22 protein-coding genes are annotated in these 21,237 nt (G+C 44.9%); 16 read left to right on the forward strand and 6 right to left on the reverse strand.

Annotated elements, in window-relative coordinates; translation table 11 throughout:
• The first annotated feature begins 97 nt into the window (after positions 1-97).
• From nlpI to R8O70_RS11145, 3 genes are all read left to right on the forward strand, one after another.
• Positions 98-1,018 carry a lipoprotein NlpI gene (nlpI, locus tag R8O70_RS11135; RefSeq protein ID WP_318184184.1) on the forward strand — a complete coding sequence of 307 codons (921 nt, stop codon included), beginning with the start codon at positions 98-100 and terminating at the stop codon, positions 1,016-1,018.
• Between the two features lie 99 nt (positions 1,019-1,117).
• The gene (locus R8O70_RS11140) at positions 1,118-1,540 is read left to right on the forward strand and encodes a MarR family winged helix-turn-helix transcriptional regulator (protein WP_318184185.1); all 423 of its coding nucleotides are present in this window, start codon (positions 1,118-1,120) and stop codon (positions 1,538-1,540) included.
• A gap of 124 nt (positions 1,541-1,664) precedes the next feature.
• Positions 1,665-3,011, forward strand: a complete 1,347-nt coding sequence (locus R8O70_RS11145; protein WP_318184186.1) for an MATE family efflux transporter — start codon at positions 1,665-1,667, stop codon at positions 3,009-3,011.
• Positions 3,012-3,062: 51 nt separating this feature from the next.
• On the opposite strand, the gene R8O70_RS11150 is transcribed toward R8O70_RS11145, so the two are convergent.
• The 3 genes from R8O70_RS11150 to R8O70_RS11160 all read right to left on the reverse strand — a co-directional run bounded on the left by R8O70_RS11150 (position 3,063) and on the right by R8O70_RS11160 (position 7,148).
• On the reverse strand, positions 3,063-3,941 hold the full coding sequence (locus tag R8O70_RS11150; protein WP_054576345.1) for a U32 family peptidase: 879 nt from the start codon (positions 3,939-3,941) through the stop codon (positions 3,063-3,065).
• A gap of 20 nt (positions 3,942-3,961) precedes the next feature.
• Positions 3,962-4,975, reverse strand: a complete 1,014-nt coding sequence (ubiU, locus tag R8O70_RS11155; protein ID WP_005380110.1) for a ubiquinone anaerobic biosynthesis protein UbiU — start codon at positions 4,973-4,975, stop codon at positions 3,962-3,964.
• Positions 4,976-5,108: 133 nt separating this feature from the next.
• A complete protein-coding gene (locus R8O70_RS11160) occupies positions 5,109-7,148 on the reverse strand; it encodes a bifunctional diguanylate cyclase/phosphodiesterase (protein ID WP_005380112.1) in 2,040 nt (679 codons plus the stop codon).
• 363 nt (positions 7,149-7,511) lie between these two features.
• On the opposite strand from R8O70_RS11160, the gene R8O70_RS11165 reads away from it, so the two are divergent.
• The gene (locus R8O70_RS11165; protein WP_318184190.1) at positions 7,512-8,039 is read left to right on the forward strand and encodes a ubiquinone anaerobic biosynthesis accessory factor UbiT; all 528 of its coding nucleotides are present in this window, start codon (positions 7,512-7,514) and stop codon (positions 8,037-8,039) included.
• Positions 8,023-8,526 (forward strand): GNAT family N-acetyltransferase, encoded by a 504-nt coding sequence (locus R8O70_RS11170; protein ID WP_005380119.1) that lies wholly within the window; start codon positions 8,023-8,025, stop codon positions 8,524-8,526. The genes R8O70_RS11165 and R8O70_RS11170 overlap by 17 nt, the downstream gene beginning before the upstream one ends.
• A gap of 62 nt (positions 8,527-8,588) precedes the next feature.
• Here the strand turns inward: R8O70_RS11170 and R8O70_RS11175 are convergent, their stop codons facing one another.
• Positions 8,589-9,035 (reverse strand): hypothetical protein, encoded by a 447-nt coding sequence (locus R8O70_RS11175; protein ID WP_064368743.1) that lies wholly within the window; start codon positions 9,033-9,035, stop codon positions 8,589-8,591.
• A 159-nt stretch (positions 9,036-9,194) separates the two neighbouring features.
• On the opposite strand from R8O70_RS11175, the gene R8O70_RS11180 reads away from it, so the two are divergent.
• The 6 genes from R8O70_RS11180 (at position 9,195) to R8O70_RS11205 (ending at position 14,477) form a co-directional block, all read left to right on the forward strand.
• Positions 9,195-9,593, forward strand: a complete 399-nt coding sequence (locus R8O70_RS11180) for a DNA polymerase III subunit psi (protein WP_053306748.1) — start codon at positions 9,195-9,197, stop codon at positions 9,591-9,593.
• A 12-nt stretch (positions 9,594-9,605) separates the two neighbouring features.
• Positions 9,606-10,061, forward strand: coding sequence for a ribosomal protein S18-alanine N-acetyltransferase (gene rimI, locus R8O70_RS11185; RefSeq protein WP_005386430.1), 456 nt, complete (start codon positions 9,606-9,608; stop codon positions 10,059-10,061).
• A 285-nt stretch (positions 10,062-10,346) separates the two neighbouring features.
• Positions 10,347-11,936 carry a peptide chain release factor 3 gene (gene prfC, locus R8O70_RS11190; RefSeq protein ID WP_005380123.1) on the forward strand — a complete coding sequence of 530 codons (1,590 nt, stop codon included), beginning with the start codon at positions 10,347-10,349 and terminating at the stop codon, positions 11,934-11,936.
• Between the two features lie 95 nt (positions 11,937-12,031).
• Positions 12,032-12,229: a DUF5363 family protein gene (locus tag R8O70_RS11195; protein WP_017635884.1), complete on the forward strand. Its 198-nt coding sequence runs from the start codon at positions 12,032-12,034 to the stop codon at positions 12,227-12,229.
• Positions 12,216-12,989 (forward strand): TatD family hydrolase, encoded by a 774-nt coding sequence (locus R8O70_RS11200; RefSeq protein ID WP_213871656.1) that lies wholly within the window; start codon positions 12,216-12,218, stop codon positions 12,987-12,989. Before R8O70_RS11195 ends, R8O70_RS11200 begins: the two co-directional genes overlap by 14 nt.
• A gap of 204 nt (positions 12,990-13,193) precedes the next feature.
• Positions 13,194-14,477 carry a NupC/NupG family nucleoside CNT transporter gene (locus R8O70_RS11205; protein WP_005380131.1) on the forward strand — a complete coding sequence of 428 codons (1,284 nt, stop codon included), beginning with the start codon at positions 13,194-13,196 and terminating at the stop codon, positions 14,475-14,477.
• Positions 14,478-14,835: 358 nt separating this feature from the next.
• On the opposite strand, the gene R8O70_RS11210 is transcribed toward R8O70_RS11205, so the two are convergent.
• Positions 14,836-14,970, reverse strand: coding sequence for a hypothetical protein (locus R8O70_RS11210; RefSeq protein ID WP_005391675.1), 135 nt, complete (start codon positions 14,968-14,970; stop codon positions 14,836-14,838).
• A gap of 90 nt (positions 14,971-15,060) precedes the next feature.
• On the opposite strand from R8O70_RS11210, the gene deoC reads away from it, so the two are divergent.
• From deoC to deoD, 4 genes are all read left to right on the forward strand, one after another.
• Positions 15,061-15,837 carry a deoxyribose-phosphate aldolase gene (gene deoC, locus R8O70_RS11215; protein ID WP_005380133.1) on the forward strand — a complete coding sequence of 259 codons (777 nt, stop codon included), beginning with the start codon at positions 15,061-15,063 and terminating at the stop codon, positions 15,835-15,837.
• A 97-nt stretch (positions 15,838-15,934) separates the two neighbouring features.
• Complete coding sequence (deoA, locus tag R8O70_RS11220; protein WP_017820429.1) at positions 15,935-17,266, forward strand: thymidine phosphorylase; 1,332 nt, start codon at positions 15,935-15,937, stop codon at positions 17,264-17,266.
• 65 nt (positions 17,267-17,331) lie between these two features.
• Positions 17,332-18,552 (forward strand): phosphopentomutase, encoded by a 1,221-nt coding sequence (locus R8O70_RS11225; protein WP_017820430.1) that lies wholly within the window; start codon positions 17,332-17,334, stop codon positions 18,550-18,552.
• A gap of 143 nt (positions 18,553-18,695) precedes the next feature.
• Complete coding sequence (deoD, locus tag R8O70_RS11230) at positions 18,696-19,415, forward strand: purine-nucleoside phosphorylase (RefSeq protein ID WP_005380140.1); 720 nt, start codon at positions 18,696-18,698, stop codon at positions 19,413-19,415.
• 95 nt (positions 19,416-19,510) lie between these two features.
• On the opposite strand, the gene R8O70_RS11235 is transcribed toward deoD, so the two are convergent.
• Complete coding sequence (locus R8O70_RS11235) at positions 19,511-20,116, reverse strand: YtjB family periplasmic protein (RefSeq protein ID WP_005391677.1); 606 nt, start codon at positions 20,114-20,116, stop codon at positions 19,511-19,513.
• Between the two features lie 91 nt (positions 20,117-20,207).
• Between R8O70_RS11235 and serB the strand changes: the two genes are divergently transcribed.
• A complete protein-coding gene (gene serB, locus R8O70_RS11240) occupies positions 20,208-21,188 on the forward strand; it encodes a phosphoserine phosphatase (protein WP_005380142.1) in 981 nt (326 codons plus the stop codon).
• Positions 21,189-21,237: the final 49 nt, after the last annotated feature.

Raw genomic sequence — 21,237 nt, forward strand, 5'->3', positions numbered from 1 at the left:
TTTGGTTTGTTTCGATGTATTAACCTCAAACGAGGTTATCGCCTATATTGCATTAAGAGAAACAAATCTTGAGCGGTCCAAACAGGAGTATCAATTAGTGAAATGGTTTCAAACCGCAATTTTATGTGTTGCTATCGCGCTGACCGGTTGTGCAAATACTTCTCAACAATCAGCACAAAAGTGGTTATATCCACCGATGGCGGTGCCACTTCAGCCTAGTGTTCAACAAGAAGTACAAATCGCGCGTCTCTCGCAGTTGCTACAACGTCCCGACCTTAGTGATGAAGTGCGCGCTAAAATGCATTATGAGCGCGGTAGCTACTACGACAGCGTTGGTTTGCGTGATCTTGCCCGTTTGGACTTTAACCAGTCTTTGCAGTTGAATCCTGCTCAGCCGGACATCTTCAATCTTTTGGGAGTATACTTTACCCAAGTAGGAGAGTTTGATGCGGCATATGAAGCGTTTGACTCGACCATAGAGTTGGCTCCTGATAATACCTATGCTGAGCGCAACCGTGCGATTGCACTGTATTATGGTGGCCGAATCGATCTCGCTTTAGAAGATATGACCAAGCATTATCAAGAAATGCCAACGGATCCTTTTCGTTCATTATGGCTGTACATCATCGAAGCTGAGCAAAATCCAGAGCAAGCAAAAGCCAATCTTCAACAGCGTTATTTACGAGGTCGTAGTGAAGAGTGGGGATGGGTTCTTGTTGCCATCATGCTGCGAGACGTCTCGGACGAAGACGCGCTTAAAGCAATTATGGATGGAACGAGAGAGAACTATCGCCTAGCTGAACGATTGACGGAAACGTATTTCTACCTTGGAAAGCGTAATCAGCTTGAAGGTGATATCGCAAGTGCCATCTCACTTTATAAGCTCGCGATTTCGTTCAACGTTTACGATTATGTTGAGCATCGCTATTCTTTCTTGGAGTTGGCGCAAATTTACGATCAATTACAGCAAGATAGATTGGCCCAGTTAAAGGCTGCCAAGAAGCTGGAAATTGAATGATTTAGAGCCGCTCGATGAGAGCGGCTTTTTTTATGATTGAACTTGATGAGTGACTCATTTAAAATAGTTAGTCTTGCTAACTAAGTGGTGGTGGCTTTTATGGCATTAGAAGAAAGCTTGATTGATTTAGAGCGTTTTTGCGCCAAAGCTTGGCGTGTCTATGCCAAAGAAGATCCATTATCACATCTAAGCTTTAATGAGTTCGATTATTTACGTGTGATTCAGGTTTACCCTGAGGGTGTGCGAATAACCGATCTTGCAGAAGAGCTGCAAGTGACTAAGCCTTCCGCATCGACAATGGTTGTGCGTTTGGAAAAAAAGGGTTTGGTGAAACGCATCGCATGTAATGAGGATGCTCGTGCTAAGCGTGTGTTGCTTACGGAAGAAGTCGCAGAAAAAATGTCTTTGGAGCAGGTAGTGTACAAAGATATCTCTGACCAAATGATGCAACAATTAAATCAGCAAGAAGCTGAACAGTTACAAGCTTTATTGGATAAAGCATTGAGTAATAAGTCATTTTAAACTAAAGCAAAGGCCTCAGCTGTATGGTTTAGTTTTTGTTGTTTCATCTTTCTTTTATTTAATTTAACCATTTAGTTAGTCTTGCTAATTAAATGGTTAGCTTTGCTAACTACTGGTGACAGTCATGCAAAACTCAATTTATAGACAGTTTTGGAAATATACGATTCCAACCGTCGCAGCAATGCTCGTAAACGGTTTGTATCAAATAGTTGATGGCATTTTTATTGGCCGTTATGTTGGCGCTGACGGATTAGCTGGGATCAATGTTGCGTGGCCTATTATCGGTTCGATCCTCGGTATAGGAATGATGATTGGGGTGGGGACTGGCGCGCTGACTTCGATCAAGCAAGGAGAGAACGATCATGAAGGCGCTAAGCGAATCCTAACGAGCGGATTGACGTTGTTAGCGGCATTGATGCCGATCGTTGCTACAATATTGTTCTTGTTTTCGGATGAATTTATTCGCTGGCAAGGTGCGGAAGGGCGAGTGTTTGAACTTGCGCTGCAATATTTGCATATTCTGATTGTCGCGTGCGTATTCACGTTGGGTTCTATCGCAGTTCCGTTTTTATTACGCAATGACGACAGCCCGAACTTAGCAACGATTTTGATGGTCATCGGTGCCGTTATTAACATTGTATTAGACTACGTATTTATTGCTTGGTTGGAGTGGGAGTTAACCGGAGCCGCTATTGCCACTGCACTTGCACAATTAGTGGTCACTGTGCTCGGTATTGGTTACTTCTTTACTTCAAAAGCAACATTACGCCTTCGTATCCGCGACTTCAAAGTTCAGGTTGATGCTGCACCAAAGATTATCATGATAGGTACATCAAGTTTCTTTATGTACGCCTACGGCTCTGTGATGGTGGCACTGCACAACGCGTTATTTGCTCAATACGGAAGTGCAATGTTGATCGGAGCGTACGCCATTTTGGGGTACATCGTGACGGTTTACTATCTGATAGCCGAAGGAATTGCGAATGGTATGCAGCCTTTAGTGAGCTTCAACCACGGTGCACGTAATCAGGAGAACATCAGAAAGTTATTAAAGGTCGCGATGGGGACATCTGTGCTTGGTGGGGTGGCGTTCGTTGTTTTGATGAACCTTTTCCCGTACGAACTGGTTGCGGTGTTTAATAATGCTGACCAACAGTTGATTGATAGCACCGTGATCGGGATTCGTTTACACATGTTTGCGTTGTTCTTAGATGGTTTTTTAGTTGTGGCGGCCGCGTACTATCAATCAGTAAACAAAGGCAGCAAAGCTATGTTTGTAACACTAGGCAACATGCTGGTCCAGTTGCCATTCTTGTTCATTATGCCGAAACTTTTCGGCGTGACAGGTATTTGGTTAGCTTTCCCATTGTCTAACATTGCATTGAGTTTGGTCGTGATCAGTATGTTGTGGCGAGATGTGAAAAAGCTGCTTAATGAGAGTTCTGTCGAACCAAGGGTGCAAGCCTGCTAACAAAAGCTAACAGATAAAAGCGAGGCTAGGCCTCGCTTTTATCTTTAAGGATTAAATGGTTTTTACTTCTAAGCCCGCTAGTTGATGCCAATAGCCATTGCATTGGCGGCTTTCGAGCTTTTCAGGATTATCGCCGTATTCGTTTGAGCGAAAACGCTCTAACTCTGAAAAAATGTCCATACCAAGAGGGCTTAACCGGACCACATCAACCAGCCCTTTCATACTTGGTAAGTCATTGATGAGGTTGTAGCAATACCCTGACTGTGTTTGAATGCCGTTAAGGTTAAAGACTTCTTGCCCTTCTTGGCTGCTGACCTGGATACCCGTAGGGTATTTGATACAGCAGGTTTCGCAATCGTCTTTCGCTCGGTTTTCAGCTCGGGCTGTGAAACAGCGAGCGGAATACGCTAAAGGCAAATAACCGTGGCTAAATACCTCAACTTCAAACTTGTTACGAATACCAAGCTCGTCACACTGAACTAAAGTATCGTTTAACCATTCGCGAGAGAGCTCGACAGGCATGCACCAACGCATCATACCTTGCTTCAAAAATAAGTTGAGCGTGTGTGCGTTATAAGTATTGATTGCAGGACCAACGACGAAAGGCACTTTATGCTCTGATGCCAATTGAACAGCAGATACGTCATTTGCTTCAATCGCGAAGTCACCGTTGTCGATGTACTTCTTCATTATGTTTACTTCACTCGGAGCTTCTAGTAGTGCCATTGTTGATAGCACCACTTGCTTGCCAGATGCAGACAGCTCTTTTGCTATTTCAAGCCAATGCGAAGGCTTCATTTCTCGACGTTTTGAGCATACGGTTTCCCCAAGATAGATGATGTCCGCGGAGCTTGATTTCGCTTGTTCATAAAACGCTTCGATGTCTTGTTTTGGCCAGAAGTACAACAGCGGGCCAAGCGCGTATTTCATTGAATTATCCATCTTAACCTCTACTGCCATTTGCGGTGATAAGCACCAAGTGTGGTCTGCGTACCTTCAGACACGTTTGCCAATGCGGCATCCCAAGCCGCTTCGACTTGGTAAGCTTCTGGGTTTGCTTGGTAACGGTCAATCGCGGCTCGCCATGTTCGAGTGACTTGTTCTACGTAAGCAGGGCTACGTTGGCGACCTTCAATTTTTACAGAAGCCACATTTGCAGCAAATAGTTCTGGCAGCATAGAGAGGGTGTTCAAACTGGTTGGTTCTTCCAGTGCGTGGTAGCGTTTTTTCTCGCCTTCGATTTCAGCTTCGAAACGACCTTTACACAAGGTAGGGTAGCCCGCATTTTCACCGGTGCTGTAGCGATCGATCAAAATGTCGTTAAGGCGGGATTCCAGACCATTTTCTGTTTCTTGCCAGCGAACGTACTTAGCTGGAGAGCATGCTCCCACAGTGTTTGGAGACTCGCCTGTCATGTATGACGATAGGTAGCAGCGACCTTCAGACATGATGCAAAGGCTACCAAAAGCAAAGACTTCTAACTCGACATCGCTAGTGATGTTGCGTGAGAGCTGTTTGACCTGATGAATCGATAAAACGCGGGGTAGCACTACCCGTTTTACGTTGAAGTTTTGTTTGTAAAAATCAATGGCTGCGACGTTGGTCGCTGATGCTTGCACTGAAAGGTGTAGTTCCAGATCGGGATATTTGCGAGCCGCGTACTCCAGCACTGCAATGTCTGCAACAATCAGCGCGTCTACACCCAGTGCCGCTGCATTGTCTACTGCGTTCGTCCAGCGCTCGAAGCCATTGGGATGAGCGAAGGTATTCAACGCGACATGAATTTTTTTATTGCGGTCATGAACGTATTGCACCGCTTTTTCTAACTTTTTGCCGTTAAAGTTGAGGCCAGCAAAGTGACGGGCGTTGGTATCATCTTTGAAACCAATGTAGACGGCATCGGCACCGCAATCAATCGCAGTTTTTAACGCAGGCAGGTTACCCGCGGGACACAAGAGTTCCATATGCTCACAATCATTGAGAATAAAAAGGTGTCCGCATTTTATGAAGAATTATGAATAGCGAAATTGACCTAAGTTAGGTTTAGCTCAATAAAGTCGATATTTACCCCTTGCGAGTAAGGGTATCGGGTCGGGGTTAGTTCTTGTGACGACGATTCTGTACAAACAGCTCTTCAATTTCATGTTTCGGCTGCGGGCGATAAAAATGGAATCCTTGAATCGCATTACATTGAAGGTTAGAGAGCAAAGTAGCTTGCTGGTGGGTTTCCACCCCCTCGGCAACGACAGTTAAGTCGAGCGACTTACCCAGATTAATGATGTTTTCAATCACAGTGACTTGTTTCGGTAGTGTGTCGATATCATTAATAAAAGCGCGGTCGATTTTTAGCTCGTCAATAGGGAAACGCGCTAAGTAGGAAAGAGAAGAGTAGCCGGTACCAAAGTCATCGATAGAGAGAGCGAAGCCAAGCTTTTTAATCGCATTCAACATCTGCAGTGTATGTTCGCTATCACTCATTACGGCACTTTCGGTTAGCTCGAAGGTAATGCAGCTTGGATCAAGCTCGGTAGTGCGAAGCAGCTTTTCCATAAAGTCGATCAGCTGTGGGTTGCCAAATTGCTCGGGAGAGAGGTTGATGGCGACACGGCCTGGCAGTATGCCTTGTTGCTTCCAACGTTTTACCGTATTGAAAACATCACGCATCACGACACGTCCAAGGTGTTCGATTAACCCAGCGCGCTCGGCGACAGGAATGAATGAGCCAGGACTAATGTACCCTTCGACTGGATGCTTCCAACGAACGAGCGCTTCTGCGCCGTTGATACTGAAGTCTCGCGCGTTAACCTTAGGTTGATACCACACTTCCAAACCGTTCTGCTGCAATGCTTTTTGCAGTTCGATTTCAAGCCACAAACGCATACGCGCTTCTTTGTTCATTTGATCGTTAAATTTGATCAGACGATTTCTACCACGATCTTTGGCTTCATACATCGCAGTATCGGCATTTTGTAGTAGGATTCGTGCATCTTGTCCGTCTTCAGGGTATCGAACGCTACCAATTGAACAGGCAAGGCGTTTGCTGAAGTGGTGCAAGTCGAAAGGTTGGTTGATCAACGAGATAATGCGATCGGATAAAATTTCAGCCATGCGGGTATTTTCTGGCTCCGGCAGAATGACGCCAAACTCATCGCCACCCAAATGACCAATAATCGCTTGGTTTGGTAGTAACCGTTTAAGACGGGCCGATACCTCTTGAATCACTTTATCGCCAATATGGTGACCAAGTGAGTCATTAATGTTTTTGAAGTTATCGATATCCAAATAGAACACCAGAAGCGGTGTTTGCTTTTTGATCAGCTGTTCCAAACGTTTGGTGAAGCCAAAGCGGTTGTAGAGTTTGGTGAGCGAGTCAATGTGTATGTCTTCATTCGATGCAGAAGACAGGTTTTTGGGCGCATCATCAGCATCTTGGATTAGGATAATTTGAGATTCGCTACCTAATATCGCCGTGGAATCCGCGTGTAGCTGAACTTTCCGTTCAAAGCCGCATCTTGCACTGGTTAAGCAGACAAAAGGTTTGTCAGAAATTAATGTACTCAATCGATGACTAAATACCTTTTTACTGTTTTCATCGATGAATAAACGACTTAGCTCTTCGCCCAACAATTCATGAGGAGAGTTAAGTCCGAGAAGGCGCGCTGATGCGGGATTCGCAGAGATGACAATATCATCTTCGATAAGCAGTAAGCCGTCTGGTAGCAGTTGTGTTAACTTCGCAAACTTACTTTCGGACTCTTCTAAGGAGCGAACGAGTATCTGCTTTTCTGAAGTATCGACAGCGTGAAAAACAACAAAGCGAATGTCGTTACCTTCAAAAACTGGCGAAAGACTAAAGTGAAGACTGGTTTCAAGGTCGGTTTCATCGAGCGTGATTTCGGCTTCGACATGTGCCCCTTTGAACGCGCGCTGATAGTATGGTGCAAGCTTCTTATAAAACTGTTCACCCAGCACTTGGCAATCGTTTAAGCCGACGATTTCCTCATGACTTAAACCTGCGATATCGCAGTAACGGTCACTTACCATTCGATAATTGTGTTTTTTATCAAGAATGGCAAAGAAGAAAGGGCTATTTGAGGTTAGCGTGGCAAACCAATGTTTTAATTGCTGGGAAGGCATTAGGGTATTACCGATCTCCAATGAGCCAGATTATTCGTCCGTGTATAAAAAGCGACACCCTGATAAGCCTGCGGCGGTCTACCACCAAGCTAAAGTGTTACTTGCCATTAAAGGGCTCGCGGTTTTAGCTGTGCAGTCGACAATCACATGGATACGCTCAGATAACTATAACTTTGAAAATACGGTTGTAAAAGTGTTTATCCACCTGTTCGCATCAATAATACACGTAAGTTCAAAAAAAGAAGCGTTAGTGAGCAATAAACCACCAATCTAAAATAAGCACTTTATTGATACATAACAGTAATCTCATCGCCACGATTGCTTAATATAAGCAACCTAATGACAAAGTAACGGATAATGAACGTGTTAAACAAGATTCGCAGTCAACTAGTAAAGAACGCAGCTCATATTTTGCGTTCTCCAGTCCAGTTATTACCACAGCCAATTCAGCAAAAAGCGTTGCTGGAAGGGCTAAAAATGGTGTTTAAAGAAGCCTTGGAAGATGGTGACTTTGAGTTCCTTGAAGACAAGTGGTTAAAAGTTGCGATTAAAGACTTGAACTTAGCATGGTACATCAGCTATCAAGACGAAAAATTGGTGGTAGCTGAAAAACCAGTTCAGGAAGATGTGAGTTTTAGTGGTAATCTAAACGACCTAGTACTGATTGCTGGTCGTAAAGAAGACCCTGACACACTGTTCTTCCAACGTCGCCTTTCAATTGAAGGTGATACTGAGCTTGGCTTAGAAGTGAAAAACTTAATGGACAGTGTCGACTTAGAGCAGTTACCGAAAGCAATGCAAGTCGCTTTGAATCAATTGGCTGATTTTGTTCAGAAAGGAGTTCAAGCGCCTGCACAACCAACCGGAGTAGCGAATGCTTATTCGAACTGAAGCCCCTGCGGACATTCTTACCATTGACCGCTTATTGAAACACGCCTTCCCAACGGAAGCTGAAGCTGAGCTTGTGATGCGTTTGCGCGAAAACAGCAAATTCACACTTTCCTTAGTCGCGTGTACAGATGAGGGAGAGGTGATAGGCCATGCTTTATTTAGCCCTGTGACCTTAAATGGTGAAGATTTGTCATGGCAAGGGCTAGCGCCATTGGCTGTTCATGAAGATTACCGTCGCCAAGGCATCGCTGCAGAGTTGATCAAAGAAGGTTTTGATTCACTGCGTGATTTTGGCTATCCAGTGTGTGTGGTGTTGGGCGATCCTGATTATTACGCGCGCCAGGGTTTTCAATCATGCGACGAGATGGGCTTTGAATGTGCTTGGGATGTCCCTAAAGGTGCATTTCGAGTCGCAGAGTTGGTCGAAGGTCAATGTGCTGGACGCTCCGGACGCATAGACTATGCGCCAGAGTTCTCTGAACTGTAAATGAAAGAAGCCCACGACTAAGTGGGCTTCTTTCTTATTCACTGAAAACTGAGATAGGGAGGTTAGGATGACTGGTTACTTTTCTTTTTGCCCCAGACCTCTATTTTCGCTTTTTTACTTACCCCTAGCAGGCTAAGTTTTGTGCTTCCCCAGCTACTGTAAGTCATTTCAATCCGTTTTAGCTTGGCTTCTTTTGTACCTGGAAGGCTCCAGGCACGAGTCGACAATCCGCTTGTTAGTACGCCCATAGAGGAAAGCTTTTTCTCACTACCATCTGTCATGACGACTTTTAAACCATTAATGTCTACCGTTCCTTGCACACATTTTAGTTTTATTTTACTGAAGCTTCGGTTTCGGAATAAGCTATTTGGTGTCACGGTATCTGTTTCTGTATGAAAGTTAACGGCTTTCGTTGCAATCAGCTCCCACTCGTCGCTGTTATTAGCAAAAACACTCATGCTGGTGGCGGCTACCAGTGTGCAAAGCAGTAGCGTATTTAAGAATTTCATAATGTACCTCATATGTCATACCCAATGTGTGGCCGTTGGCAAAACGCTATGTTCAGGAATATCCAAATCATCTCATTGTGTTCAGGTGTTCCTTGAAGTCCTTTAGGTATAATCGCGATAATTTGATAGGATTGCCCTCGTTCAAATAGGTGACGGAAAATGTCAATTAACGAGAAACAGTATTTACGTGAAATGGGGATCAGCACATGGGAGCTGGTACACCCTGAAAGACTGGAAGGCTATCAATCGCCATTATTGGATTTGCAAAGTTCATGTAAACTCCTATTGGTATCGCCAATATGTCCAGAAAACGAGACGGCATTGATGTTTGAGCGCGTATTAAAAAGCATTAAGCTCACGCTTGATGATGCGCTGCACCTAGAGCCTGAGCGCTTATCCATGCTGGGTGAACATCAGCTAGAGTGGGTGTGGTTTGCAGGCTGTGAGGCTGATAAAAGCATCAAGGCAAAGCACCTGATCTCGCCACTATTACAAGATATTGATGGTAATAACGAACAGCGCCGCGCATTGTGGCAACAAATCTGTTCGTACTCTTAACGGAGCTAATGCGTGACAATTGAAATTACGCCGATGCGTGCAGAGCACCTCGACCAAGTTTGGCAAATCGAGCAGCAAGCACATTCTCACCCTTGGGCCGAATCTTTGGTTCGTGACTTATCCAGTCGCGGTGCTTGCCACCATGTGATGCTGGAAGGCTCTCAAGTGGTTGGTTACTTCTATGGACAGAATATTGTTGGAGAAGTGACACTATTAAATATTGCAGTAGCGCCTTCTCAGCAGGGCAGAGGGCTAGGGCAAAAATTGCTGGACGCGTTTATTGAACACTGTGAACAAGCCAAAGCAGAGAGTGCTTGGTTAGAAGTGCGTGAAAGTAATCACCCAGCTATCCATATTTATGAGCAAGCAGGTTTTAATGAAGTGGACCGTCGTTACAACTATTACCCAGCTAAATCGGGAAATGGTAAGGAAGACGCCATTATCATGAGTTACTTATTTTTGAGTTAGTTTTAGGCCGTTACTAATTACCTCATCAACACTTATGCTTTAAATGCGTATCCGGATTCGAGGCTTTTGAATATGTAATAACAATTTTTTGAATTTTTACATCTCTTTGTGTGGCGCTGGCTTTCCCTTGTTAGTTGCAGGTAAAGGCTGGTGAGCCGAGTAAATTCAGTTCATGTCTTTCCAGTTTGCTAGCACAGCGATAATAAGCGAGAATACCGCACAATATCGAATAGTAGATATGCTTGCCTATTTTGTGAGCATGAAAGTAATTTAGAAGATTAACTAATGTCAAATCCCCTTTTTTTAGGCGAAGTGTCTAAGCGCAGAACGTTCGCTATTATTTCTCACCCGGATGCGGGTAAAACCACCATTACTGAAAAAGTCCTTTTATTCGGAAACGCGATCCAAAAAGCAGGTACGGTTAAAGGTCGTGGTAACGCACAGCACGCAAAATCAGACTGGATGGAAATGGAAAAAGAACGTGGTATCTCGGTAACCACTTCTGTAATGCAGTTCCCTTACAATGACTGTCTGGTAAACCTACTTGATACGCCTGGACACGAAGACTTCTCGGAAGATACATACCGTACGTTAACGGCAGTAGACTCGTGTTTGATGGTTATCGATGCGGCGAAAGGTGTCGAGGATCGTACACGTAAGCTGATGGAAGTAACGCGTCTGCGTGACACGCCAATCGTAACCTTCATGAACAAACTTGACCGTGACGTTCGTGATCCAATGGAAGTATTGGACGAGGTAGAAAACGAGTTGGGCATGATGTGTGCGCCAATTACATGGCCAATCGGCTGTGGTAAAGAATTTAAAGGTGTGTACCACATTCACCGTGATGAAACGATTTTATACGAATCAGGTCACGGTCATGAGATTCAAGAAGTTCGAATCATCAAAGGTCTCGATAACCCAGAGCTTGATGAAAAAGTTGGTGCAGGCCTTGCGGAAAGTGTTCGAGAAGAGCTTGAGCTTGTTATGGGTGCTTGCCCTGAGTTTGATTTGGAAATGTTCCTAACAGGTGACCTGACGCCAGTTTACTTCGGTACTGCATTAGGTAACTTTGGTGTGGATCATATGCTAGACGGTCTAACTGAATGGGCTCCAGCGCCGAAAACTCGTCAAGCGGTTGAACGTGAAGTTGAAGCGACTGAAGAGAAGTTCTCTGGTTTCGTATTTAAGATCCAAGCGAACATGGACCCAAAACACCGCGACCGTATCGCATTCATGCGTATTGTATCTGGCACTTACACGCAAGGTATGAAGATGAACCACGTTCGTCTTGGCAAGCAAGTGAGTATCTCTGATGCAGTAACCTTTATGGCTGGTGACCGTGCACGTGCAGAACACGCTTACGCCGGTGACATCATTGGTCTACATAACCACGGCACTATTCAGATTGGTGATACCTTTACTCAAGGTGAATCACTGAAGTTCTCTGGTATTCCGAACTTCGCTCCGGAATTATTCCGTCGTATTCGCCTGAAAGATCCACTAAAGCAGAAGCAGCTTCTCAAAGGTTTGGTTCAGCTATCAGAAGAAGGTGCGGTACAGGTATTCCGTCCTCTACAGAACAACGATCTGATCGTTGGTGCCGTTGGTGTACTTCAGTTTGATGTTGTTGTGGCTCGTTTGAAGTCTGAGTATAACGTTGAAGCGATTTATGAAGGCATTAACGTTGCAACTGCGCGTTGGGTTGAGTGTGGTGATGCGAAGAAACTGGATGAGTTCCAACGCAAGAATCAAGCGAACTTAGCATTGGATGGTGGTGATAACCTAACGTATATCGCTCCAACAATGGTTAACTTAAACTTAGCGAAAGAGCGTTTCCCTGACGTTGATTTCCGTGCGACGCGTGAGCACTAATTTGGCGCGGTTAGGGTAAGCCGTAACGCAAACTAGATTTTAAAACGCCCTTGGCTATAAACTTAGCCAAGGGCGTTTTTATATAAGGATAAGATATGAATTGGTTTAAACGTGGGCTAAAGCGTTACGACAACTGGTGTAAAGAGATGGGGCTAACTCCCGATCAGAAACGCAGTTGTGTCCCATATCGAAAAGACCCTGCCCATCAAACTGAAGAGAAGAGTGAAGCCCAACGATCTCCTGATTTTCTGCCCGCAGATACAGATAAAAAGCGTCAAGATGAAGCTCTTTGATACGCACTGCCACTTTGATTTTGATGTGTTTCAAGATGACTTTGCGCATCAACTTGAGCTTGCTCAAACGCAAGGCGTCGCAAGAATTTTGATTCCTTCCGTCGGTCCGCAAAACTGGGCTCGTATTCAAACTTTGGCAGAGCAACATGCCAATTTGTATTATGCGCTCGGCTTTCATCCGTATTTTCTTGAAGATAACGTTGAGCAGCACCTTACAGAGCTAGAAGGCTATCTAAATCAAAAAGGACCACAGTGCGTAGCAATAGGAGAGTGTGGTTTAGATTTTGCCATTGATGTTTATCCACAGTTGCAAGAAAAGACACTTGAAGTTCAATTTGAGCTGGCTAGACGCTTCGAACTCCCAGTTATTTTACATAGCCGAAAAGCGCACAATCGCCTCATTCAAATGGTGAAAGCGGCGAATCTCCCTAGAGGTGGTGTGCTACACGCTTTTTCTGGGAGTTATCAGCAAGCCATGGAGTGGGTCAAATTAGGTTTTTTTATCGGTGTAGGAGGAACGATTACCTACCCAAGAGCCAAGAAAACACGCGACGCAATTCAAAAATTACCACTCGAAAACCTAGTAATCGAAACAGACGCACCAGATATGCCTATACTTGGATATCAAGGGGAGTCAAATCACCCAGCCAAACTCATTCACGTCTTTAATGAGCTCGTAGAGTTGCATAACGGCCGAAAGCAATCGATTGCCTCTCAACTGTGGAAAAATAGCAATTTTGCTTTCTCGATATGTGAATAAAATCTAAAGATGTAGTTTGAAATCGAAAACGTTTTCCTGCTTATTGTGAATTAACTCACAAAGCTGGTTGAATCAATCATGAATCTTATAGGAAAGTGTGAGGCTGGCATTACTTTAATTGATTCTGCATGAGTATAATTGCCCCCGCTTTATAGCTCCATTTTGTAACACGCCAATAAATAACTTATAAGGAAGTCATAAACTATGAGCCTGTTTATGAGCCTAATCGGTATGGTAGTGCTTCTTGCGATTGCAGTAGCATTTTCTAACAACCGAAAAGCTATCAACTTTAGAACTGTGGGTGGCGCATTCGCTATCCAATTCGCATTAGGTGCATTTGTTCTGTATGTACCTTGGGGCCGTGATCTACTAAACGGTTTCTCTTCAGGTGTTTCTAACGTTATCAACTACGGTAACGATGGTTCATCATTCCTATTCGGTGGTCTTGTTTCTGACAAGATGTTCGAAGTATTCGGCGGCGGCGGTTTCATCTTCGCATTCCGTGTTCTTCCTACACTGATCTTCTTCTCTGCACTGATTTCAGTTCTTTACTACATTGGCGTTATGCAATGGGTTATCAAGATTCTTGGTGGCGCACTACAAAAAGCGCTAGGCACTTCTCGTGCGGAATCAATGTCAGCTGCAGCTAACATTTTCGTAGGTCAAACTGAGGCACCTCTAGTTGTTCGCCCATTCGTTCCAAAAATGACTCAATCAGAGCTATTCGCGGTAATGTGTGGTGGTCTAGCTTCTGTTGCTGGTGGTGTACTAGCAGGTTACGCATCTATGGGTGTTCCACTAGAGTACCTAGTTGCGGCATCATTCATGGCAGCACCAGGTGGTCTACTGTTCGCTAAAATCCTTCACCCTGAGACTGACCAGCCTCACGAAAGTATCGAAGAAGCGATGGACGGCGGTGACGACAAACCAGTTAACGTAATCGACGCAGCTGCGGGCGGTGCGGCTTCTGGTCTACAACTTGCGCTTAACGTAGGTGCAATGCTAATCGCATTCGTTGGTCTAATCGCGCTAATCAACGGTATGCTAGGTGGCATCGGTGGTTGGTTCGGCATGCCAGAACTAACACTAGAGCTAATCCTAGGTTACGCGTTTTCTCCACTAGCATTCCTAATCGGTGTTCCATGGGCAGAAGCTGTAACAGCTGGTTCATTCATCGGTCAGAAAATCGTAGTGAACGAATTCGTTGCTTACTTGAACTTCACACCATACCTAGGTGAAAACGCTCAAGTAATCGCGGCAACTGGTGAAGTAATGTCTGAGAAGACAACAGCTATCATCTCATTCGCACTATGTGGTTTCGCGAACCTTTCTTCTATCGCGATTCTACTTGGTGGTCTAGGTAGCCTTGCACCAAACCGTCGTAGTGACATCGCTCGCATGGGTGTTAAAGCAGTTCTTGCAGGTACGTTGTCTAACCTTATGGCCGCGACAATTGCAGGCTTCTGCTTAAGCCTTGCAGCACTATAATTAGAATCGGTTCTTAATATATAGACGCCGTTTTACATCATGCCCTGTAGCAAGAGATTGCTGCGGGGCATTTTTCGTTTTTCGGGCTCCAAAATTTCATCGGGTGTTTGCCTTAGTCGAGGTATTACGCAGTCAATGGAATAGGGGCTAGGAAATTTTGAGATACAAACCGTTTGCGCTCTATTTGGTGCTACAGTTTTGCGGTGAAACTCTATAATGTATTAATCACAGGATAGTGGTTAAGCTTGATTCTTAATCACGTAATGAATATTACATAATCGATGGGCAAATGAATTGCCCTGCAATATCAGATCTAATAGGCGTTTTGCTTTGTGATGTGATATTAAAGACACCGCAATCATAGATTGTTGTGCCATAGGCCAAACTGGTACTGTGCGGTGACAAGGATAGCAATTGGCATATGATAAATTTTCGCTGTATATGCCGAGTCTTCAGGGAACCAAGTCCGTTCATTAATAGACTGTTTAGCCATTTACTCACATTGTCTCGACTTGTTGATTATAGTTAAAGACGTGATGTAAGGCTGAGTAGTGAATTTTTTGAATATTGATCGGAGATAGAAATGAGCGATTTAAAAGCAGCAGCGCTACGTGCACTTAAACTTATGGACCTAACTACGTTGAATGACGATGACACTGATGCAAAAGTGATCTCACTATGTCATGACGCGAAAACAGCAGTAGGCAACACAGCTGCAATTTGTATTTACCCTCGCTTTATTCCTATTGCTAAGAAGACACTTCGTGAGCAAGGTACGCCAGAGGTTCGTATTGCAACAGTAACGAACTTCCCACATGGTAACGACGACATTGAAATCGCAGTTGCTGAAACAAAAGCGGCGGTTGCTTACGGTGCAGACGAAGTTGACGTAGTTTTTCCTTACCGCGCGCTAATGGCGGGTGATGAGAAAGTAGGCTTCGAACTAGTTAAGCAATGTAAAGAAGCTTGTGGTGACATTCTTCTTAAAGTGATCATCGAAACAGGTGAACTAAAAGAAGAAGCACTAATCAAGAAAGCATCTCAAATCTGTATTGAAGCAGGTGCTGACTTCATTAAAACTTCAACTGGTAAAGTGCCAGTAAACGCAACACCAGAATACGCTCGCATGATGCTTGAAGTTATTCGCGACATGGGTGTTGCAGAAACTGTTGGTTTCAAACCAGCAGGTGGTGTGCGCACTGCTGAAGACGCAGCAGCATACCTAGCAATGGCTGACGAAATCCTAGGTGACAACTGGGTTGATGCTCGTCACTACCGTTTTGGTGCGTCTAGCCTGCTAACCAACCTACTAAATACATTAGAAGTATCGGACGACGTCGCAGATCCAACAGCGTACTAATTCCAATAATACGTCTGAACGGTAGCACCTAAACGGGTGCTACCAAACCTCTTCTATCCTACTACAACCATGGCTCAAAAGAGCTTGGGAGGCACTAATGTATTTACCACAAGAAATCATTCGTAAAAAACGTGACGGCGAAGTCCTAACCGCCGACGAAATCAACTTCTTTATTCAAGGCGTAGCGAACAACACGGTATCTGAAGGTCAGATTGCGGCGTTTGCTATGACGATTTTCTTTAATGAAATGACCATGGATGAGCGCATTGCCTTAACGTGTGCAATGCGTGATTCGGGCATGGTTATCGACTGGAGCCACATGAACTTCGGTGGTCCAATTGTCGATAAACACTCAACCGGTGGTGTGGGTGACGTAACTTCTTTAATGCTTGGCCCAATGGTGGCAGCGTGTGGCGGTTTCGTACCTATGATCTCTGGCCGCGGTCTTGGTCATACAGGCGGTACGCTGGATAAACTTGAATCTATCCCTGGTTACAACATTACGCCGAGCAACGATGTTTTTGGTCAAGTAACCAAAGACGCTGGTGTGGCGATCATCGGTCAAACTGGTGACCTTGCTCCTGCGGATAAGCGTGTTTACGCGACTCGTGATATTACCGCAACGGTAGACAATATCTCCCTGATTACGGCGTCGATCCTTTCTAAGAAACTGGCGGCGGGTCTGGAATCGCTAGTGATGGACGTAAAAGTGGGTTCAGGTGCATTTATGCCAACTTACGAAGCGTCTGAAGAGCTAGCAAAATCAATCGTTGCTGTAGCAAACGGTGCTGGCACTAAGACTACGGCAATTCTTACGGACATGAACCAAGTATTGGCGTCTTCAGCGGGTAACGCAGTGGAAGTTCGTGAAGCGGTTCGTTTCTTAACGGGTGAATACCGTAACCCTCGTCTACTTGAAGTGACCATGGCTTCATGTGCTGAAATGTTAGTACTTGGCAAGCTTGCTGAGAACACAGAAGACGCACGCGCAAAACTGATGGAAGTGCTGGATAACGGCAAAGCGGCTGAGTGCTTCGGCAAGATGGTTGCTGGCTTAGGCGGTCCTGCGGACTTCGTAGAAAACTACGACAACTACTTAGAAAAAGCAGAAATCATCAAGCCAGTTTACGCAACAGAAACGGGCATTGTCTCTGCAATGGATACACGTGCTATCGGCATGGCTGTGGTTGCTATGGGTGGTGGTCGTCGAGTTGCTACTGATGAAATCGACTACGCAGTTGGTTTCGACGAGTTCATCCGCCTAGGTGAGGTCGCAGACAGTGATAAACCTCTTGCGGTTATCCACGCTCGCACTGAAGAGCAATGGGAAGAAGCGGCAAAAGCACTGCGCAGTGCAATCAAAGTAGGTGGTGAATACACACCAACTCCAGAGGTTTACCGCCAAATTCGTGCAGAAGATATCCAATAGAACAAGTAATTACACAAGGCCTACTCAACCATAATAAAAAGCCGAGTGGGCCTAAGGAACGAGCAATGAAAAGAGCATTTATTTTAGTACTAGACTCATTCGGTATCGGTGCAACTGCCGATGCTAAAGAATTTGGTGATGTAGGTTCAGACACACTAGGTCACATCGCTGACCAATGTGAAAAAGGCTTAGCAGATAACGACAATCGCCAAGGTGCACTTCGCCTTCCAAATCTATCGAAACTTGGTTTGGCAATGGCGCATAAAGAATCGACAGGTCGCTTCGCACCTGGACTAGACGCAGACGCTGAAATCATTGGTGCATACGGTCATGCAGCAGAGCTTTCTTCAGGTAAAGACACGCCGTCTGGTCACTGGGAAATCGCAGGTGTTCCTGTTCTGTTTGACTGGGGTTACTTCACTGACAAAGCAAACAGCTTCCCGAAAGAATTGACTGACCGCATTCTTGAGCGTGCGGGGCTTGACGGTTTCCTAGGTAACTGTCACGCGTCTGGTACTCAAGTTCTTGACGATCTTGGTGAAGAGCACATGAAGACTGGCAAACCAATCTTCTACACGTCTGCTGACTCTGTATTCCAAATCGCATGTCACGAAGAGACTTTCGGTCTAGACCGTCTACTAGAGCTTTGCCAAATCGCACGTGAAGAGCTAGAAGATTACAACATTGGTCGTGTTATCGCGCGCCCATTCGTTGGTGCTGGTAAAGGTCAATTTGAGCGTACAGGTAATCGTCGTGATCTTTCTGTAGAGCCACCATCAGCAACGGTTCTTCAGAAGCTCGTTGATGAGAAGCAAGGCAACGTGGTTTCTATTGGTAAGATTGCTGATATCTACGCAAACTGCGGCATCACTAAGAAAGTGAAAGCGACAGGTATCCCTGCATTGTTCGAAGCAACGCTAGAGCAAATCAAAGAAGCGGGCGACAACACGATCGTATTCACTAACTTTGTAGACTTCGACTCAGCTTACGGTCACCGTCGTGACGTAGCGGGTTACGCAGCGGCACTTGAGTACTTCGATGGTCGTATCAACGAAGTGCTAGAGATTATGGAAGAAGACGATGTGCTTATCCTAACGGCAGACCACGGCTGTGACCCAACATGGCCAGGCACTGACCATACTCGTGAGCACATCCCAGTATTGGTTTATGGTCAAAAAGTACCAGCTGGTTCTCTTGGCCGCCGCGAAACATTCGCAGATATCGGTCAAACATTGGCAAGTTACTTCGGTACTTCTCCAATGGATTACGGTAAGAACTTCCTATAATTAGTTAGGTTTTTGAAAACTAGGAGCTTGATTGCTCCTAGTTTTATGTTTGCAGTATGTAAATGCTGCTTGTCGGAAATGAGAATACTCTGGCTTATATCGCCTTAAGCGCGGAGCGCTAGAGAAAGGTTAAGGAAAAGAAAATGGCAACTCCACATATCAATGCTGAAATGGGTGCATTTGCAGACGTCGTACTGATGCCTGGTGATCCACTACGTGCAAAATACATCGCAGAGACTTTCCTTGAAGATGTCGTTCAAGTGTGTGACGTTCGTAATATGTTTGGTTACACAGGCACATACAAAGGCCGTAAGATCTCGGTAATGGGCCACGGTATGGGTATCCCATCATGCTCGATTTACGCGACTGAACTAATCAAAGACTTCGGCGTGAAGAAAATCATCCGTGTTGGCAGCTGTGGCGCAGTGAATGAAGACATCAAAGTGCGTGATGTTGTGATCGGCATGGGTGCATGTACTGACTCTAAAGTGAACCGTATCCGCTTTAAAGGTCATGACTTCGCGGCAATCGCAGACTACAACATGGTTCGTGCGGCAGAAGACGCTGCAAAAGCTCGCGGTATTGACGTTAAAGTTGGTAACCTATTCTCAGCAGAGCTTTTCTACACGCCAGATCCAGAAATGTTCGATGTAATGGACAAGTACGGCATTGTTGGTGTTGAAATGGAAGCGGCTGGTATTTACGGTGTTGCGGCAGAATACGGTGCAAAAGCTCTGACAATCTGTACGGTTTCTGATCATATCAAGACTGGCGAACAGACTACATCTGACGAGCGTCAAACGACATTCAACGACATGATGCTAATCGCACTAGATTCAGTATTGCTTGGTGACGAAGAGTAAGCGACGAAGAGTCATTCTATTTTTCGCTCTCAAGAGCTAAAAAAACAGCCCGCACATTGCGGGCTGTTTTTATATGAGTTGTTAGCGCTACCTAGTTACTTGGTTAGCAGCAGGTTTGGCGCTTTTTTACGACGTATCGGTTGTCGACGTAAAATCAAGATGAACAACATACCACAGACAAAGCTCATTAAGACCATCATGTACATATAACGATCGCTCTTGCGATAGTGGTGGTCTGAAATTGCCGTCACCCGGCCCGTCTCAAAGGTCACGCGAACAAAACCGATAAGCGCACCATCTGCAAAAACTGGTTCAACCAACTGCTGGCGACCAATGGAAGCTGTTGCCAAAGGCGTATCCAGGCCAAGAACTTCGCGTACCGATAATGCCTCTTCACTAGACGCTAAACGTACGCCCTGTGCATCGTAGATTGTTGCATCAAACACTAAACGGTCTTGTGCTAGCTGGTTTGTTAGCTGAAGTAATCGTTCTTGATCTTTAGTTAAAATCATCTCACTGGCAGAAAGAGACGCCTGTGAAATCAAAACTTTGGTGAGTGTTTCAAGCTGTTGTGCTTGAATTTTCTCATTACCCTTACTGATCACAACACTGTTTTTTATTGTGATAAACAACATCACACACAGTAGGATTAGTGCCAGAATTCTTAGGGCATTCCTTACTGAGAACAAAGATTCACTCATGCTCTTTACTCATCCATTTAAAATAAAACAAAGACTTGCCTTTTTAGTTTGTTGAGGTAACGTTTTAGCAAAGTCATAAGGGATTATATACATGGACGCGTCAAAAAGCTTGCCTATCAGAAAACATACGACACTTTTAAAACGATTACCCGAGACTCGATTTGCCTCCCAATTAGATAAAGCAAAAGCAAACTGGATCGTATTTGCTGAGTACCTTTCGCCAAGTCACTTCGAAGACATTGATTTCTTCACCGGCTTTTACAACCCGATACTAGAAACGTGGAAAGTTGGCCAATATGAAGTAGCCTTGATGGCCGGAGAGTTGACTCCTCAACATGAAACGATCTTACAAAGTCTCAACCTAGATTACGCCTCGCTTAATGAAGTGCCCGATCTATCAACCCAAGGGTTGATTGTATTTGATATGGATTCAACGGCGATCCAGATAGAGTGTATTGATGAAATCGCGAAACTGGCAGGAGTAGGGGATGAGGTAGCTGAAGTCACTGAACGTGCCATGCAAGGTGAGCTGGATTTTGAGCAAAGTTTACGTCAGCGAGTTGGTAAGCTCAAAGGTGCCGATGAATCAATTCTTGAACAAGTTCGTTCCCAGTTACCATTCATGCCGGACTTTGAAGCGCTAATTGCGACGTTGAAAGCCTTGGGCTGGAAAACAGCGATTGCCTCCGGTGGTTTTACTTACTTCTCTGATTACATCAAAGATAAAGTCGACTTAGACTTTGCTCGCTCCAATCAATTAGAAATTATTGACGGCAAACTCACGGGTAAAGTACTTGGCGATGTGGTAACGGCGCAGATGAAGTCTGACATTCTAGTGGAACTGGCGGATGAATATGAAATTGAGCAGCACAACACGGTTGCTGTCGGTGATGGCGCTAATGATCTTGTGATGATGTCGGTGGCAGGATTAGGGATTGCGTATCACGCAAAACCAAAAGTGGAAGCTCAAGCGCAATCAGCGATTCGCTTTGCAGGGTTGGGCGGTGTGCTCTGTATTTTATCTGGCGCATTGGTGAAGCAGCAAAAGGTCAGCTGGAAAGCTAAACCTTAACCATCCATTCAAAAACACCGCCAGAAAGGCGGTGTTTTTTTTCAATTTG

Origin of the sequence: Vibrio sp. 779(2023), assembly GCF_033344285.1 — a bacterium.
Classification (GTDB): Bacteria; Pseudomonadota; Gammaproteobacteria; order Enterobacterales; family Vibrionaceae; genus Vibrio; species Vibrio alginolyticus.

What these genes read in the sequence shown, in the direction of transcription:
- R8O70_RS11140 (WP_318184185.1), top strand. Translation starts at nt 1,118, where the DNA reads ATGGCATTAGAAGAAAGCTTGATTGATTTAGAGCGTTTTTGCGCCAAA.
- R8O70_RS11145 (WP_318184186.1), top strand. Translation starts at nt 1,665, where the DNA reads ATGCAAAACTCAATTTATAGACAGTTTTGGAAATATACGATTCCAACC.
- R8O70_RS11150 (WP_054576345.1), bottom strand. Translation starts at nt 3,941, where the DNA reads ATGAAATACGCGCTTGGCCCGCTGTTGTACTTCTGGCCAAAACAAGAC.
- ubiU (WP_005380110.1), bottom strand. Translation starts at nt 4,975, where the DNA reads ATGGAACTCTTGTGTCCCGCGGGTAACCTGCCTGCGTTAAAAACTGCG.
- R8O70_RS11160 (WP_005380112.1), bottom strand. Translation starts at nt 7,148, where the DNA reads ATGCCTTCCCAGCAATTAAAACATTGGTTTGCCACGCTAACCTCAAAT.
- R8O70_RS11170 (WP_005380119.1), top strand. Translation starts at nt 8,023, where the DNA reads ATGCTTATTCGAACTGAAGCCCCTGCGGACATTCTTACCATTGACCGC.
- R8O70_RS11175 (WP_064368743.1), bottom strand. Translation starts at nt 9,035, where the DNA reads ATGAAATTCTTAAATACGCTACTGCTTTGCACACTGGTAGCCGCCACC.
- R8O70_RS11180 (WP_053306748.1), top strand. Translation starts at nt 9,195, where the DNA reads ATGTCAATTAACGAGAAACAGTATTTACGTGAAATGGGGATCAGCACA.
- prfC (WP_005380123.1), top strand. Translation starts at nt 10,347, where the DNA reads ATGTCAAATCCCCTTTTTTTAGGCGAAGTGTCTAAGCGCAGAACGTTC.
- R8O70_RS11195 (WP_017635884.1), top strand. Translation starts at nt 12,032, where the DNA reads ATGAATTGGTTTAAACGTGGGCTAAAGCGTTACGACAACTGGTGTAAA.
- R8O70_RS11200 (WP_213871656.1), top strand. Translation starts at nt 12,216, where the DNA reads ATGAAGCTCTTTGATACGCACTGCCACTTTGATTTTGATGTGTTTCAA.
- R8O70_RS11205 (WP_005380131.1), top strand. Translation starts at nt 13,194, where the DNA reads ATGAGCCTGTTTATGAGCCTAATCGGTATGGTAGTGCTTCTTGCGATT.
- R8O70_RS11210 (WP_005391675.1), bottom strand. Translation starts at nt 14,970, where the DNA reads ATGGCTAAACAGTCTATTAATGAACGGACTTGGTTCCCTGAAGACTCG.
- deoC (WP_005380133.1), top strand. Translation starts at nt 15,061, where the DNA reads ATGAGCGATTTAAAAGCAGCAGCGCTACGTGCACTTAAACTTATGGAC.
- deoA (WP_017820429.1), top strand. Translation starts at nt 15,935, where the DNA reads ATGTATTTACCACAAGAAATCATTCGTAAAAAACGTGACGGCGAAGTC.
- R8O70_RS11225 (WP_017820430.1), top strand. Translation starts at nt 17,332, where the DNA reads ATGAAAAGAGCATTTATTTTAGTACTAGACTCATTCGGTATCGGTGCA.
- deoD (WP_005380140.1), top strand. Translation starts at nt 18,696, where the DNA reads ATGGCAACTCCACATATCAATGCTGAAATGGGTGCATTTGCAGACGTC.
- R8O70_RS11235 (WP_005391677.1), bottom strand. Translation starts at nt 20,116, where the DNA reads ATGAGTGAATCTTTGTTCTCAGTAAGGAATGCCCTAAGAATTCTGGCA.
- serB (WP_005380142.1), top strand. Translation starts at nt 20,208, where the DNA reads ATGGACGCGTCAAAAAGCTTGCCTATCAGAAAACATACGACACTTTTA.